15 protein-coding genes and 2 pseudogenes are annotated in these 15,292 nt (G+C 65.7%); 10 read left to right on the top strand and 7 right to left on the bottom strand.

Translation table 11 applies throughout. From position 1 onward, the window contains the following. Positions 1-19: 19 nt before the first annotated feature. Positions 20-261, bottom strand: a pseudogene (gene tnpA, locus Q0964_RS10695) (IS200/IS605 family transposase); the annotation flags it as partial. Between the two features lie 178 nt (positions 262-439). Further along, on the bottom strand, positions 440-3,724 hold the full coding sequence (gene ileS / locus Q0964_RS10690) for an isoleucine--tRNA ligase (RefSeq protein WP_299267122.1): 3,285 nt from the start codon (positions 3,722-3,724) through the stop codon (positions 440-442). 102 nt (positions 3,725-3,826) lie between these two features. Here ileS and Q0964_RS10685 point away from each other — a divergent pair, with 102 nt between their 5' ends. From Q0964_RS10685 to Q0964_RS10660, 6 genes and pseudogenes are all read left to right on the top strand, one after another. Next, on the top strand, positions 3,827-4,357 hold the full coding sequence (locus tag Q0964_RS10685) for a type IV pilin domain-containing protein (protein WP_299267119.1): 531 nt from the start codon (positions 3,827-3,829) through the stop codon (positions 4,355-4,357). Between the two features lie 46 nt (positions 4,358-4,403). Beyond that, a complete protein-coding gene (locus Q0964_RS10680; protein ID WP_299267116.1) occupies positions 4,404-5,039 on the top strand; it encodes a uracil-DNA glycosylase in 636 nt (211 codons plus the stop codon). Positions 5,040-5,063: 24 nt separating this feature from the next. After that, a pseudogene (locus Q0964_RS10675) lies at positions 5,064-5,551 on the top strand (ZIP family metal transporter). Positions 5,552-5,628: 77 nt separating this feature from the next. After that, the gene (locus Q0964_RS10670; protein WP_299267110.1) at positions 5,629-7,449 is read left to right on the top strand and encodes an LEA type 2 family protein; all 1,821 of its coding nucleotides are present in this window, start codon (positions 5,629-5,631) and stop codon (positions 7,447-7,449) included. Positions 7,450-7,513: 64 nt separating this feature from the next. Next, a complete protein-coding gene (locus Q0964_RS10665) occupies positions 7,514-7,909 on the top strand; it encodes a TetR/AcrR family transcriptional regulator (protein ID WP_299267107.1) in 396 nt (131 codons plus the stop codon). 2 nt (positions 7,910-7,911) lie between these two features. Next, on the top strand, positions 7,912-8,112 hold the full coding sequence (locus tag Q0964_RS10660; RefSeq protein WP_299267101.1) for a hypothetical protein: 201 nt from the start codon (positions 7,912-7,914) through the stop codon (positions 8,110-8,112). Positions 8,113-8,357: 245 nt separating this feature from the next. On the opposite strand, the gene Q0964_RS10655 is transcribed toward Q0964_RS10660, so the two are convergent. Genes Q0964_RS10655 through Q0964_RS10645 form a run of 3 tightly spaced genes read right to left on the bottom strand, consistent with a single transcriptional unit; the run spans position 8,358 to position 10,688 of the window. Next, positions 8,358-9,509, bottom strand: coding sequence for a thiolase family protein (locus tag Q0964_RS10655; RefSeq protein WP_299267098.1), 1,152 nt, complete (start codon positions 9,507-9,509; stop codon positions 8,358-8,360). A 53-nt stretch (positions 9,510-9,562) separates the two neighbouring features. Next, positions 9,563-10,264 carry a hypothetical protein gene (locus tag Q0964_RS10650; RefSeq protein WP_299267093.1) on the bottom strand — a complete coding sequence of 234 codons (702 nt, stop codon included), beginning with the start codon at positions 10,262-10,264 and terminating at the stop codon, positions 9,563-9,565. Position 10,265: 1 nt separating this feature from the next. Next, entirely contained in the window at positions 10,266-10,688 is a 423-nt protein-coding gene (locus Q0964_RS10645) for a hypothetical protein (RefSeq protein WP_299267090.1), read from the bottom strand. 208 nt (positions 10,689-10,896) lie between these two features. On the opposite strand from Q0964_RS10645, the gene Q0964_RS10640 reads away from it, so the two are divergent. Next, on the top strand, positions 10,897-11,274 hold the full coding sequence (locus Q0964_RS10640; protein ID WP_299267088.1) for a DUF5658 family protein: 378 nt from the start codon (positions 10,897-10,899) through the stop codon (positions 11,272-11,274). 3 nt (positions 11,275-11,277) lie between these two features. Here the strand turns inward: Q0964_RS10640 and Q0964_RS10635 are convergent, their stop codons facing one another. Beyond that, positions 11,278-11,973, bottom strand: a complete 696-nt coding sequence (locus tag Q0964_RS10635) for a hypothetical protein (RefSeq protein WP_299267085.1) — start codon at positions 11,971-11,973, stop codon at positions 11,278-11,280. A gap of 572 nt (positions 11,974-12,545) precedes the next feature. On the opposite strand from Q0964_RS10635, the gene Q0964_RS10630 reads away from it, so the two are divergent. Genes Q0964_RS10630 through Q0964_RS10620 form a run of 3 tightly spaced genes read left to right on the top strand, consistent with a single transcriptional unit; the run spans position 12,546 to position 13,989 of the window. Further along, positions 12,546-12,980, top strand: a complete 435-nt coding sequence (locus Q0964_RS10630) for an HIT family protein (protein ID WP_299267082.1) — start codon at positions 12,546-12,548, stop codon at positions 12,978-12,980. Between the two features lie 47 nt (positions 12,981-13,027). Further along, positions 13,028-13,747: a MinD/ParA family ATP-binding protein gene (locus Q0964_RS10625; protein WP_299267079.1), complete on the top strand. Its 720-nt coding sequence runs from the start codon at positions 13,028-13,030 to the stop codon at positions 13,745-13,747. Between the two features lie 38 nt (positions 13,748-13,785). Beyond that, positions 13,786-13,989 (top strand): DUF7561 family protein, encoded by a 204-nt coding sequence (locus Q0964_RS10620; RefSeq protein WP_299267076.1) that lies wholly within the window; start codon positions 13,786-13,788, stop codon positions 13,987-13,989. Here Q0964_RS10620 and Q0964_RS10615 read toward each other — a convergent pair. Next, positions 13,986-15,278: a hypothetical protein gene (locus tag Q0964_RS10615; protein WP_299267074.1), complete on the bottom strand. Its 1,293-nt coding sequence runs from the start codon at positions 15,276-15,278 to the stop codon at positions 13,986-13,988. The genes Q0964_RS10620 and Q0964_RS10615 overlap by 4 nt on opposite strands. Between the last annotated feature and the right edge of the window lie 14 nt (positions 15,279-15,292).

Below are 15,292 nucleotides of genomic sequence, written 5' to 3'. Positions count from 1 at the left end.
AAGACATTGATACGCCTCGCCTCAGGAGGTCTGTGGTTGGCTTCGCTCGGAAGAGGATGTGTACGTGGTCGTCCTCGCCGTCGAGGGTGGTCAGTTCGACACCGTAGTTGTCCGTGAGCCGCTGATGACCTCGTGGATGGATTGTGTTCGCTCCTCGGTTAGCACTCCGTGCCGATACTTCACGGTGAGTATCAGGTGGTAGTCCAGGGAGTACGTCGAGTGCGCTCCCGGGTCGAGGTCGTATACTGTGGGTTCGGTCAATAGTATACCACCCTACGCAGGAACGTTGTGACTGCGTGGGCCTGTGGGCCTCGGACCGTGTACGAGAACTGTGCGGCGCCGTATCCGCTCCCTGCTCGCGCCCCCCGTTCGGTCGGCGCTCGCTGAGGAAGGGGGTTCAGCGCCTACGTTCAGCTAAATTCGGCCCCGGTAGGACACGTCAGTCAGACGCTTCCACCGCCGGGACCGCCTCGACCGCAATCTCCATGACGATACCGTCGACATCCCACTCCCTGCGGTGGCCGTCCTCGACCGGTCCGAACTCGTCGGCCCGGACTTCCCCGGCGATCAGGTCCTCGTGGTCGGCCACGAGGTCGGCCACGCGGTCGTCGTCGATGTCGAGGTCGACACGGATCCGCGCCTCCAGATCGAGGTCGAGGTCTTTGCGCATCTCCTGCACTCGACGGATCACCTCGCGGGCGTACCCCTCGCTCTCGATGTCCTCGGTCAGGCCGGCGTCGATGTAGGCGACGCCCATCTCGTCGCCGGCCACGTCGAAGGCCACACCCGTCACGTCGTCGGGCGTCTGCGTGACGAACTCGACCATCTCCTCGGTCAGGTCGACGGGGTCCCCGAGCGCGTCTTCGACCGCGGCTTCCAGCGCCTCGACGGTCGGTTCCTCGACGCTGGCCTCGTTCAGAGCGTTCATAATCCGGCCGGCGTCGTCACCGAACTCCGGCCCCAACAGGCTCATATCGGCCTCGGCGGAGTACGCGAGTTCGCCCCAACTCTGGCCGGGTTCGACCAGTTCGAGTTCCCGGGCATTGAGCCGCTCGGTCAGGAGGGCGCGCTGGCTCTCGACCGCAGCGGCGGTCTCCGCGTCGTCGGCCGCGACGACGACCCGCGTGATCGGCCACCGGAGGCTTCGTTCGGCCTGCTGGCGGGCGTTCGAGCCGGCTTCCTCGACAGCCCGGGCGACCTCGACCTCGCCCTCCAGAGCGGGATCGTGCCAGAACGTGTCGGGTTCGGGCCAGTCACACATGTGGACGGTGTCGTGGCCCGCCTCACCGGTGAGGATGCCGTAGATTTCTTCGGCGACGAACGGCGCGAAGGGCGCGATCAGCGCGACCGTCTCCTTCAGCACGCGGTAGAGCGTGGCGTAGGCAGTCCGTTTGGACGCGCTGTCGTCCTCCGCCCACATCCGCTCGCGGACGACCTGCACGTAGAACCGGGACACGTCCTCGACGACGAACTCGAGCAGGGCGTCGAGTGCTTTGTCCTGCTCGAAGTTCTCGAAGTGTTCGGTCATGCGCTCCTCGACCGACTGGAGCCGCGAGAGAATCCACTCGTCGACCAGCTCCGTCTCGGCCTCGGTGAGGGCCACACTGTCGGGGTCGAACTCGTCCATCCGCATGTACGGCAGCGGGAACCGGAACACGTTCCAGAGGATGTTGAGCCGGCGCTGCATCTCGGCCATCTCCTCCCAGGAGAACTTCATATCGTCGGCCTGGCCCGTCACCGACAGCAGGAACAACCGCATCGGGTCCCGGCCGTGGCGCTCGATGGCCTCGCCGGGTTCGACGATGTTCCCGATTGACTTCGACATCTTGCGGCCGTCGGAGTCGAGCGCCCAGCCGTGCATCATGACCTGTTCGTAGGGCACGTCCCCGAGCGCAGCGGTGCCCATCCCGAGTTGCGACCAGAACCAGCCGCGGGTCTGGTCGTGGGCCTCGATGATGAGGTCGGCCGGCCACAGTTCCTCGAACTCGCTTTCCTGCTCGGGGAAATTCATGGTGCCCCACGTCGCGACCGAGGAGTCCAGCCACACGTCGAACACGTCGCCGACGCGGGTGTAGGTGGTGCCGTCCTCGGTGATGGTCAATTCGTCGACGGTGCCCTTGTGAAGGTCGACGCGCTCCGGGTCGATTGCCTGGTCGACGCGTTCGGCCAGTTCCTCGCGGGTGCCGACGACGATGGCGTCGTCCATGTTGCCGCTCCACTCCCCGTCACCTCCGGCGGCTTCGCCGCCTCCGTTCGAGGCTGAAGCCTCGCTGTCCGGCGTCCAGATCGGAATCGGGATGCCCCAGTACCGCTGGCGGGAGACGTTCCAGTCCGGCGAGTCCTCCACGAAGTCCCGGAAGCGGTTGTCTCGCGCCTCTTGTGGGTACCACTCGCTGTCCTCGATGTTGTCGAGCAGTTCGTCCTTGATGTCGGTAACCGTAATGAACCACTGGTCGGTAACGAGGCGAACGATGTCCGTATCACACCGCCAGCACTGCCCCTCGCGGACGGAGTGTCCCTGCTCGCTCGACAGCAGGTGGCCCGACGCGTCGAGGTCACCGATGATCTCGTCGTTGGCGTCACGGACGAACTCGCCTTCGTACGCGCCGGCCACGTCGGTGTAGACGCCATCGCTGCCGACCGGGCAGAACATCTCCAGGTCGAGTTCCTGCCCGCGCTCGAAGTCCTCCTCACCGTGGCCGGGCGCGGAGTGTACGAGGCCAGTTCGGTCGGCCTCCACGTAGTCGGCGGTGTAGACCTGCTGGGACCCCTCGGCCTGTGCGTGGTCTGGCACCTGCTCCGCGAGCGGGTGGTCGTACGCCCAACCGACCATCTCCTCGCCCTCGAGTCTTTCGACGACCTCGTAGTCGTCGTAGCGGCCCGCTTTCAGCACGTCCTCGACGCAGGCCTCGGCGACGTAGAGGCGCTCGGTCTCGCCGTTTTTTTCCGCGTCGACACCGACGTACTTGAGGTCGCCGTCGACCGCGACGAATGTGTTGGCGACGATGGTCCAGGGCGTGGTGGTCCAGATGACGAGGCTCCCCTCACGGCTCGCGGCTTCGCCGCTCGCTCGTTCCGAGGGCTCACGGAGCGGGAACTTCACGTAGATAGAGGGTTTGCCGACTTGGTGGTACTCCACCTCGTTGTTGGCGATAGCGGTCTCACACCGGGGACACTGGTTGATCGACCGTTTCCCCTGTTCGACCAGGCCGCGTTCGTGGGCTTTCTCGAACCCCCACCACGCCGCTTCCATGTACTCGGGGCGGACAGTTTTGTAGGGGTCGTCCCAGTCCATCCAGACGCCGAAGGATTTGAAGTCCTCCTGCAGGCCCTCGAGTTGCTCCTCGGCGAACTGTTTGCACTCGTCGATAAACTTCTGCTCGCCGAACTCCTCGATGTCTTTCTTGTTCTCGAAGCCGAGTTTCTCCTCGACTTTCGTCTCGATTGGGAGCCCGTGCATGTCGTAACCCGGGCGGTCGGTCACGTCGTACCCCTGCATGCGAAGATAGCGGATATAACAGTCTTTCAGGGTCTTGTTCCAGGTCGTCCCCATATGCGCCGACCCGGAGGTGTAGGGCGGTCCGTCGACGAAGAAGTACCGCTCGCCGTCGGCCCGGTGTTCCGTCGTCTGTTCGTAGGCGTCGACCGCGTCCCAGTACTCGAAGACGTTCTCTTCGAGCGCGCGAGGCTCGTACTGGTCGTCCACCGGATCGAACCTGCTCATGTAGTTTCAATTCGCCGCCGGGACTAAATGCAAATCGGTCCCGCGCCACGACAGCGCAGGCCCAACCATCCACTTATATTGGACGAACGGCAAATTAGAGATGTGCTGGGAGGTAACCGCGGCCAGTCGGAAGTACTCGGCGAGGTGTTGCTGGTCGGCGTCGCCGTCGTCGTCGCCGCCGTCCTGTCGGTCGGCGCGTTCGGGTTCGGCGAGGAGGTCGACGACCCCGCACCGGTGGTCGCCGAGTCCAGCGGCGAACTCGTCGCCGACGACGGCGGGTTCAACAACCAGCGCGTCAGAATCTACCACCAGGCGGGTGACCCCGTTCGGGTGACGAACGTCGAGATTGCCGTCGACGCCAACGACGCCTGTGGGAAGCGAGGACGGATCGTCGGCCTCCCGACGAACACCATCGACGCGGACGAGAACGTCAGAGGGGCGGACATCTTCGACGGACGGAACGGACAGGCAGAGGGCGCACTCCGGGACGAGGTGTACCGGGCCGGCGACGTGTTCGACTTCCGGTTGGTCAGCGGTGCCTGTGAACTCAACCCCGGCGATCGGCTTACAATCCGGGTCGTCCACACCCCTTCCGGGGCCGTTCTCGTCGAGGAGCGACTCACCGCGAACTGACGGCGAATCGCCAGCGTGGAGTGCGACCCGCCAATAACACGACCCGATGCCCGAGTTCCCGGACGGCGACGACCGAAATCCGCTCGCCGAAACCTGCGAACGCTGTTCCGCCCTCGTCGAATCCCGGGAGTGTCTCTCGTGGGGGAACGGACCGCTCGACGCCGATCTGGTCGTCGTCGGTGAGGCACCGGGCTACGGCGACCCCGAGGCCGACCGCTGGCAGGGAGGCAACTGGACCGGGATGGCCTACACGTCCCGACACTCCGGCCGACGGATCCGCGAACTGCTCGCCGACGCCGGTTACGGGCACGACGACTGTTATTTTACCAACGCTGTAAAGTGTTTTCCGGCCGACCCCGACGAGTCGACGACGAATCGCGAGCCTGCAGAGGGAGAGCGGGCGAACTGTCGGCCGTACCTCCGCGAGGAGGTCGAGGCAGTCACGCCCCGTGTCGTGGTCGCGACCGGAAGACACGCCACGGAGTCAGTACTCTCGATGGTCGGCCGTGGCTTGGACGGCTTCCTCGACGCGGTGCTCGACCCCGTCCCGTGGCCCGCGCTCGACACGACGGTCCTGCCGCTGTTACACCCCTCGTACCAGGACGTATGGCTCTCGCGGCTGGGGTATACGCGCGAGGAGTACGTCGACGCAATCGGGTGTGCGGTCGAGGAACTAATTTAGCCGTGTTCGTCGAACGGGCGAACGGTGAGCGCAGTCGCCGAACTGTTCCGGAGCGTCGTCCGGACGAACCCGGTCGTGATGGGGCTGGTCGGCGGCCTCGTCATCGCCGGCCTCTCACTGGGCGTCCTTCTTCTCGACCAGGCCGACCGGCTGGTGCCCCACGCTCACTACCTGCTGACCGGCGAGCGACGGACCGACGCCGCCGACCCGAGGAGGCCATCTCACTCATGCTCGCAATCGGCATCCAGAACGTCCCGGAGGGGCTGGCGGTGTCGGTCGCGGCGATCAACGCCGGCCTCGACCGGCGCCTCTACGCGGTCGTCGCCGGCCTCCAGTCGGGCAGCGAACCGCTGCTCCCGTACGCTACGGGCGTTGCCGCCGGTGCAATGTTGTTCGTCATCTCCGACGAAATCGTCCCGGAGACACACGTCCGGGGCAACGAACGGATCGCCACACTCGGAACCATGCTCGGCGTCATCGTCACGTTGTACTTGGACGTGTCGCTGGGCTAACCGCCCGCCACCGCGACCGAAATCGGTCGTCGATCTGGTCGATGGAACTATTCTTAAGTTGTCCATAGTTTCTCACAATGGAGCTACGTGAGGTCGCGCTGAAACTCGGTGGCGTCGTCGCAGTCGTTCTCGTCCTCGGTGTGGTGACGGTCGGCGTGCTGGCGGCGACCGGTGCGTTCGCCGCGCCGACGGTCAGCTCGACCAGCTACGAGTGGGGTGCGATCACCGACGAGAGTACCGAGATCGTCACGAGCGTCACGGTCGACAACCCCAATCCCGTCGGCGTGCCGGGCGTGGTGGACGTGTCCTACACCGCGCGGTTGAACGACGTGACGCTGGCCCGCGGCGAGCGGTCCGGCGTCGGCTTCGGTCCCGGGCGGAACAGCATCAGCCTCACGGCAGCGATGCAGAACTCGAAGATCGCCGACTGGTGGGTAACACACGTCAACGGCGACGAGCAGTCGGCACTCACCGTCGATGCGACGGTGAACGCGCCCGGGTTCTCCCGGGAGCTTCCCGCGAAGTCCTCGACCGTCGAGACGGAGATCCTCGGTGGGTTCAGGACCGAAGGTGCTCGGCAGGTCGCGTTCCAGGGCGACCCGCTCCTGACGCTCCGGAACCAGCGAGCCAGTTGGGGCGCGGCCGACGCGGAGACGACGCCGCTGTTGTTTTCGGCCGACGTGGAGAACGTTCACGACTACGACGTCAGGCTGGCCGGCGTCGAGTACGTCGTCGAGATGAACGGCGTCGAACTCGGGACCGGTCAGCGCGAGGCGGGACTGAACGTCGCGCCCGGCGAGTCCGGCAGTATCGACGTCACAGTCGGGCTGGACACGCCGAAGATGGCCGACTGGTGGCGCAAACACGTCACCGACGACGAGGTGAGCAATCTGACGGTCCGGATGTACGGCTACGTCGTCCGAGACGGCGAGCGCCAGCGCGTTCCCATGCGCGTGTTCGACCGAACCATCCGGTTGCAGACGGACATGCTCGGCAGCGGTGAGACGAGCGTCGAACCGGTCGAGACGTCACAGCGGACAGACCCCTTCGAGCCGCCGTCGGTCACCGACACAGACCAGGAGTGGGGCACCGTCACCGACGACACGACCGAAATCCGAACCGACGCCAGCGTCGACACGCCCGACGACCCGGGGCTGGTCGCACTGATGTCGCTCGACGTCCGCCAGACGACGACTATCAACGGCGTCCCGGTCGCAGACGGGTCGACTGTCCTCGATACGGTCGAACCGGGAAGCGATACGCTCTCGCTGACCAGCCTGAAAGACAACGGCGAGGTGCCTCAGTGGTGGGCGCGCCATCTCAACGGCGACGAACGCTCGCAGGTGGTGACGACGCCAACCGCGACGGCCGACGTGGGCGCGACGAAGTTCGACGCCGAACTCGGGACCCGTGAGAGCATCGTCACGACGGACCTGCTCGCCGGTATGAACGGCGACCGGAACGAGGAGGTCGAAGTACAGGGGCAGACGGCACTGGTCGTCACCGGCGTCAGTTCCTCCTGGGGACGGGCCGCCCCCGACACGGCCCCCGTCCGGACGCGCACGTCAGTCCGAAACGAGCTCACGACGCCAGTGACGGTGGAGTCGATCGATTACACCGTGACAGCCGCCGGTGTCACGCTGGCCGACCGGAGCACGCGCGTCGAGCAGGTGATCGACTCCGGGTCGAGCGACATCATCACAGCGCGCCTGGTACTCGACAACTCGAAGATGGACCGCTGGTGGGTGCGCCACGTCCGGAACGGCGAGCAGTCCACTTTCGACGTGGACGTCGAAGCTACCGTGGCCGTCATCGGTCAGCGCGACCGCGTCGCGCTCGACTCGCTCGGCCAGCAGTCGACCATCGAGACCGACCTACTGAACGCGAGCGGGGGATAGCGGCCCGCGTATGTCAGCCGGTTCGGAGCGAAAGGGGCATACAACTGAACACTCACTCGTGGGCATGGAAGAGGAGCCCGTTCCGCCCGACACGACGGCAGCGGTCGCGGGTGCGGTCAGAGAGGCGCTCGCCGAACACGGGTACGCCCGGCTCACCACGGCGAAAATCGCCGCCGAAAGCGAGTTGAGCGGGGCCGGGCTGTACTACCACTACGACTCGAAAGACGAGATGGTCGTGGCCTTTCTCGAGGCGGCGGCCGGCTTCCTGAGTCGTGAACTCGACGCACTCGACGCGAACGACCCCGAGTCCCGGCTTCGAGAAGCGTGTGACCTCCTCTTTACCGACCGCGACGACACCGAACGCCGCGGCGTCGACGTCGCCGTCATGGAGTTGCTCGCCCACGCACCCCTAACGAGACACTCCGAGACCCACTGCTGGCACTCGAAGGGAACACGATAGACGTGCTGGCCGAGATTGTCAAAGCCGGTGTCGCGGACGGCACCTTCGAGGAGGACGTGGACCCGCGGCCAACCGCCGCCTTCCTGCTCGCAGCGGCCGACGGCGCGACCGGCTTCTACCTCTCGCTCGGGATGGACGTCGGCGAGTCGCTTCCGGGAGTCGCCGACCGTTACGTCGATTCCCTGGTGGCCTCGAACGACTGAGCCCTGGGACCGGGCACTCACCGAAACAGCTACACGCGACGCCGACCGTGCTTCGCTGGCTCCGGCTCACGCTCATCGGGGTGCCGGCGGTTTTCCTGACCGTGTAGCGGTCAAAGAGCAGTTCGACGGTGCGGTGAAGCGGGCAAGAGCGGCGCGCCGTCCGTGTCGCACAGGGCACACGCCGATTGCACGCCCGGCTTTTTTAACGGTTGCGCGTCGCGTACCCACTGGCGAAGAGCGTAGGCTTACACTCGCTCGATTATCGTCGCCACGCCCTGCCCGAACCCGATGCACATGGTCGACAGCGCGTAGTCTTGACCCGTCCGCTGGAGTTCGTGGGCGAGTTTCGTCAGCAGGGCACCGCCGGTCGCGCCCAGCGGGTGGCCGTGGGCGATGGCGCCACCGTTGACGTTGGTGTCCTCCCAGGACGCGCCGGTCTCTTCGAGCCACGCGGCGACGACGGCGGCGAACGCCTCGTTGACCTCGAAGATGTCGATGTCTTCGACGGCCATCTCGGCCTTCTCGAGAACCCCCTCCGTCGCCGGAATGGGGCCTTTCAGCATCGTAATCGGGTCGACGCCGACGACATCGGTGGCGACGATACGAGCCATCGGGTCCCAGTCGTGTTCCTCGACGGCGTCCTCGCTGGCAACCAGCAGGCCCGCGGCGCCGTCGACGATGCCCGAGGAGTTGCCGGCGTGGTGGACGCCGTTGCCCTCCTGACGGAACGAGAGGGGGAGCCCGGAGAGAGTCTCCGCGTCGGTTTCGGGGCGTGGGTGCTCGTCCTGCTCGACGGTGACAGCCTCGCCGTCGAGCTCCGTCTCGACCGGCGTGATCTGGTCGTCGTAGTGGCCGGCCTCCCAGGCGTCGCCCCAGCGCTGTTGGGAGTCGGCGGCGAGTCCGTCCAGTTCCTGCCGGCTGAAGCCGTACTCCTCGGCGATACGTTCGGCACCCTCGCCCTGCGTCGTCACCTCGTCGAACTCCTCGAAGTAGGTCTCCGTGACACTGTTTCCGTCCGAGCCCATCGGCACACGGGTCATGTGTTCGACCCCACCGGCGACGAGTACGTCGTGTTGCCCGGCCATGACGTTCGTCGCGGCGAAGTTGACCGCCTGCTGGCCCGAGCCACACATCCGGTTCAGCTGGACGCCGGGCACCCGGTCGCCCCAACCGGCGACCATCGGTGCGAGGCGAGCGATATTGAGTCCCTGCTCGTCGACTGGCGTGACACAGCCGTAGACGACGTCCTCAACGGTCTCCTCGCCGTCGAACTCGTTCCGTTCCGCCAGCGCTGTCAGCGGCTCCGCCGCCAGGTCCTGTGGGTGCGTGTCCCTGAACGAGCCGTTCTGTTTGCCGAAGGGCGTCCGTACCGCGTCGACGATGAGTGCATCTCTCATATGACACTTGGTATCGGGTCGAGACCAATAGTTGTTTCTCCCGTCTCGTGCGGTCACATCACGGTGACCGACCCGTCTTCGTCGAGGCGGACTTCGTAGTGTTCGATAGCAAAAGAAAGCGACGTCCGGTCGTCGTCCTCGGCGAGTGCGACGACCTCGTCGGCGGAAACGTACGTCGACAGATGCTCCAGGTCGTCCGGTTCGAGTTCCGTCTCGGCGAGGACGGTATCGACGATGAGCCGGCCGACCGGAACGGGGCCCTGACCGCGAGCGCCCGTGGCGCTGATGTAGATGGTAGCGAACGACCCGTCGACCACGTCGATGGGGGAGGGGTCGGCGGCCGCCTCGGTCTCGGCTGTCGCGTCCTCGCCCCAGATGTCCGTGACCACGTCCTCGCTCCGTGTGTCGTCCTCGGCCGCCGAGACGGCTTCGTCCACGTCCGCGGCAGTGGCCTCCCCGTTGGACGCCGCATCGTCGGCGGTCGCCGGCCCGTCCAGGGTCTCGGGAAGCGTGAGGTCGTCGTACTCGCTCGCCACGTCTGTGAGTCTGGTGCGGGCCGAGTCACCCATTACGTCGGTGTAAGATTCGACCAGTTCGTCGATAACCGTCCGGTCGTCGTCGGCGATGTCCGCGACTGCGCCGTCGTCGGTCACGGACAGTCCGTCGACAGAGCGAGCGATGTCGACGGCGCGCCTGCCGATCATGGTCCGCTGGGTCTCGATCAGCCGCTCGGCGAGTCGTTCGTAGCTGGTCATCTCAAGCCGGGCTGTGTTCGCTCATCGTCTCCCAGAGCATGTAGAAGCCGGCGAGGAGGAGCGCCGTCGTCACGAGATACACCGCACTCTCGATGCTTTCGCCGGGGCTCTGGAGGTCCATGATCTTGACCGCGCCGTCGAGCAGTCGCCAGACGGCGAAGACGATGACGCCCCCGCCAGCGACGTAGAGCGCCTTGCCGATCTCACCGCCGTACGCTCGTGCGGCCTGGACGACGAATCCGACCGCACCAATAGAGAGCATCACCTGTGCGATGAGACTCGTCACGTACCAGAAACTGGGGCCGCCCGTCCCTGCACTGCCGCTCTGTGCCAGTACGGGCGCGGTGAACACGACACTTGCCATCCAGAGCAGCCCGAATCCGAGGGCGGCCGTCCGTATCGGACGCCCAACACTGCGAGTCATTCTCATACAGTTTTCAGACGAATTGGTATTAACTGTTTGCCTCAGCACACTGAACGAGGCTAGTCCGCGGTAATGACGTCGTTCGGTCCGGTGAAGCGGATCGAAAGCTTATTTCCGAAAGATCGGTAAGTAAAGAACACAGTACGGCACCTGGCGTCGCGGCCTGCACTAGTGGGGCGGTCGCGGCGATGTGGTGGGGTCGACGGACATGGCAACAGACGCGTACGACACGGGTGGGGTACCCGACGAGCAACAGGCGCACAGCGGCTACGTCGAACGGATAGTACTGGCGGCCAGTCGCCGGGAGCAGTGGTTGTGGGCACTGGTCGCCGTCACCTTACTGGGCGACATCGTGTTGACGCGACAGGGGCTCACGCAGGGACTGACCGAAGGCAACCCGATAGTTCGGACGGCCATCGCCGACGGCGGCATCGGCATGTTAGGCGCGCTGAAGGGTGTCGCCGTCGGTCTCGGCCTGACGACCTGGCTCGCGATGCCCGAGCACGAACGCGTCGTCGTCCCGCTTGGACTCGCACTCCCGTGGCTCGGTGCGACGCTGGTCAATGCGGCCCTGTTGTTCGGGTAGCGTTCACTCCGCGAGCCAGTCGTCGATTCTGCTGGCAACATAGTCCTGGCCGCCCAACCCGACGCTGATGCCGACGGCCAGCGCAATGCCGAGGCCGAGTCCGATGGCGACCGCCTGAGCCAGCGTATTCAGGATAGTCGTGCTGTAACCGAAGGCGTCGAGCGCGAGCGTAATCGAGACGAAGTATATCACCATCTTCGCCGTCAGCGAGAGGACCGGCGTGAGCTTGGTGCTCCCGACAGTCTCGGACTGCTTGATATTCCGAGCGACGTACCCGGCGATTACGAACCCAACGAGTAGCATCAGTACCCCGCCAAAAAACGAGGGGTAGTAGTTGGCGCCGGCAGCGATGTAGTTGATAATCCGATTCGACCCGAGGATACCGAAGGAGAACACGAGCGCGACGATAAATAAAAAGTATGAAATGAGTTTCGTGATAGCGTCGTCAACCTCGCCCTCGTCTCGGAAGAACGCCCCCAGCGGCGTCTCCATGAGTGCTTCGCCGAACGCGACGCGCCGACCGACCGCCGTGATGCGCTTCCCGACCCGTGGCCCTATGACGTACAGCCCGAGAAGCGGCAGGACGACTGCCAGAATGAGCTGCACCGGGAACAGGATCAAGTTGATAATTCCTTGTAATACACCACCGAGCGGTTGCTGCCCACCAGCCGTCTGGAGAATCGTATCGAAGCCGTTCATCGGTTCCACCCATCGGTCTGGGTTCGTCGTTCGTTCCGTCCCAGTCCGACCACATGGAGGCCAATATGTCTACGCATTCGACGCATTATATACGTATAATCAACAGAATAAATCTTATGTTTTTTGTCGTGAACTGTACGGAGTCCACCCCGCTGTCGGCTCATGGCTGGCCCCCTGTTCGTGTGGCGAGCGCACGGTCGTGGCATTCCGTATGTACCGACAGCGACGCGCCAGGTTTGGCACTATTACACTGTCCAGGAGGCGATGAGCGCCTGTTTCGGTCCCTCGACGACTTTTAAGAATGATGCTCTTGGTAACTGTTCGGGGACTGTCGCAGTCTCAGGATTACGCCCGGAACTTTGACGATTTAGAGCCTGTGGCTCACTCGCTCCCGTGCTTGTACGCAGTCGCCTCCGTGTTAGTGTACACGAGTGGTGTATACTACAGCACAGTACAGCACGGGCACGCACAGTTCAGATAGGCCGATTAATCGAACATTTGACACCAAACTCTTGTTCTCGGCAGTGTTAGTTTGGAATGGCATCAAACGGTGCTAACAGGTGATAGATCGTATGTCAGGTTCAGATAACGACTGTATCTTCTGCCAGATCGTCGCGGGGGAGATTCCGAGCCACACCGTCTACGAGGACGACCAAGTGTTCGCCTTCCTCGATGCGAATCCACTCGCGCCGGGTCACACGCTGGTCATCCCGAGAGACCACCACGAGCGATTGAACGACCTATCGGACGACACGGCGGAGGCGCTGTACGCCGCCGTCCACGACCTCGTGCCGGCTGCCGAGGCCGCCGTCGACGCCCCGGCGAGCAACGTCGGATTCAACAACGGCGAGGAGAGCGGACAGGAAGTACCACACGTCCACGGCCACGTCGTCCCACGTTTCGCCGACGATGGCGGCGGTTCCATCCACGCCGTCGGCGGCAGCGCGCCCGACCTCGACGACGCGGAACTGGCCGACATCGCCGACGACATCGCGGCGCAGCACTGAGTCGTCGGTACGTAGGTTTTTATTCTAGAGGGGAACCAGGCCCAACCGTGACCAGCAGATCGATGCTCGCGCTCGCCGGGACGGCCGGCGGTGCGGGCACGACGCGGACGACCGTCGAGTTCGGCGCGACCCTGGCGCGGGCCGGCCGAGACGTGGCCCTGCTGGACGCTGCCTTCGCCACGCAGGGGCTGGCGGCGCACGTCCCCGGTCGCATCAACCCGGACCTGACCGCCCTCTGTACCGGGCCGGGTGAACTGTCCGACGGACTCGTCGACCTCGCCGTCGACGTGCCGGGCCGGCTTGCCGCCTGCGCCGCTCGGGCCCCGTTCGAGCGACTCGCACGAGCGAAGACACCCGAAGCAGCGCGGCGGTTCGAGAGCCTGCTCGATTCGGCGGCACGGCGGTTCGATCACGTTCTCGTGGATACGCCGCCAGTCGCGACCAACCAGGCCGTCGCAGCGGTCACGAGCGCCGACCGCGTGGCTCTCGTCGCGCCCGACAGCGAGCGCGGACTGGACCGACTCCCGACCATGCGTGACCGCCTCCACGACCTCGGCGCACCGGTCGACGCCGTCGTCGCGACCCGGGCGGTCGGGGCCGTCGAAGCCGCCGACGCCACCATCCCCGAGAGCGACGTGCGGACAGTGGCGGACCTGCCTGTCTGTGCCGACCCCGACACCGAGTTCGCGCCCGCGGTCGCAGTCGCCGTAGAGCGGGTGCTGGGCACCGATCTGGAACTGAACTTCCCGGAGGAGGGACTGCTGTAGGCCGGAACCGCCAAGCCACGGGCGGCCCAACAGCCACCATGGCACACGAGCCCTGTGACGGCTGCGGGGAGCGCGTCGAGGTGGCGGGTGGCATCGCGGACATCTGGTCGTTCGGCGGCGACCGCGCCGTGGGGCTAGCGCTGGAGTTGGCCGACGGCTCGGAGTGGCTCCTCTGTTCGGAGTGCATCGACCGGTTGCCCGACGACCGCGACGCGACGGCCGACGACGTGGAAGAACTTTAGCCGTCCGGCCCTCCGTACGCCGACAGCGTCGCGGACACGTCGCTGTCTGCCGACCCCCAGACCAGCGAAATCTTCGCGTCGCTGGCGACGCCGAGGCGAGCCTGATCGCCCGCGACGACGGCGGCGTCGCTGCCGACGTTCCCGGAGGCGAACGCGGCCGGCCACTGCTCACCGCTCTCTGTTACGTCCAGTTCGCCGGCCACCGTCTCGGGAATCGATCCGGCACCGACGAACCCGTCCCCGCGGAAGACGAGTTCGCTCGCCCTGACCGAATCCCCGCCGTCGTGAGAGACGGTCGTGATGCCCACCCCGTCGCCGCGGCGCTCGTAGTCCCACGAGAACGACACCTGTGGCGGGCGGTCGCGCTCGCCGCCCGAGGACCCGTACTGCGGGCCCAGCATCTGGACCGAGCCGGTGTCGGCCGTGCCGTCGACGACGGCGGTCCGGCCGACCGCGTTGACCGACGGCGAGGAGAGCGGGTCGAACAAGGTTTGCTCGCTGACGAAGGTCTCGACCGCCGCGGTGTCGACCACCGACTGGCTCTCGAACACGAGCGCGCCCCTGAACGACGCGGAGCTACCGTCGAGTCGCCAGCGGAAGCCGTCGGCGACCACGCCGTCGAGGAACGGGGCCTCGTCGTGGGTCCGTCCGCCGACGACAGCGCCCGAGCCGAGTTGCGACAGCAGCGTCCCGCAGTCGGCGTTTGTGTCGACATAGCGGTCGGCCGCACGGCGCTGTGCGTCGATGATAGCTTCGACGTTCTCCGCGGCGTCATCGAGAGAGCCAGTCCGAACAGCCGTGCTCGACGAGACGGCGGCGGTACCGCCCGGCCCACCCGTGTAGAAGCTGAAGCCGTTGTACGTCCGGCCCTCGGTGTACCCATTGGCCCGCAGGAACGACCGGAACGCCTCGGCGTCGATGTCGCCGGTCAGGACGATCCCGCCGCCGATCAGGTACAGACCGGAGAGGGCGGACAGCGTGATCCCCTCCAGTTGCCTCGTCGCACCCGTCAGCCCGCCGAAGGCGCTCCCCTCCACGGCCGACTCGTGTTCGAAGATTTCAGCGGGATCGGCCGCCGTGAACTCGTAGTGGTCGGTGCCCATCGCGGCCGGCGCGGGCAACCAGTCGGCGAAGGCGGGGACCGCTCCGCCACCGCCACCGTCGTCGCCGTCGTCGGTCGGCGTGTCGGTGCCGTCACTCTGTAGACAGCCGCCGAGGCCCACCGTCAGGCCGCCGGCGAGGAGGGTGCCGCCCGTCCGAAGGACGTGGCGTCGTTGGGACTCGTCCATGGCCAAACGTGATG

Origin of the sequence: Halorientalis sp. (genome assembly GCF_028275115.1) — an archaeon.
Classification (GTDB): Archaea; Halobacteriota; Halobacteria; order Halobacteriales; family Haloarculaceae; genus Halorientalis.
Note: the sequence above shows the minus strand (reverse complement) of the source record. Positions and strands in the feature narration are given on the sequence as shown.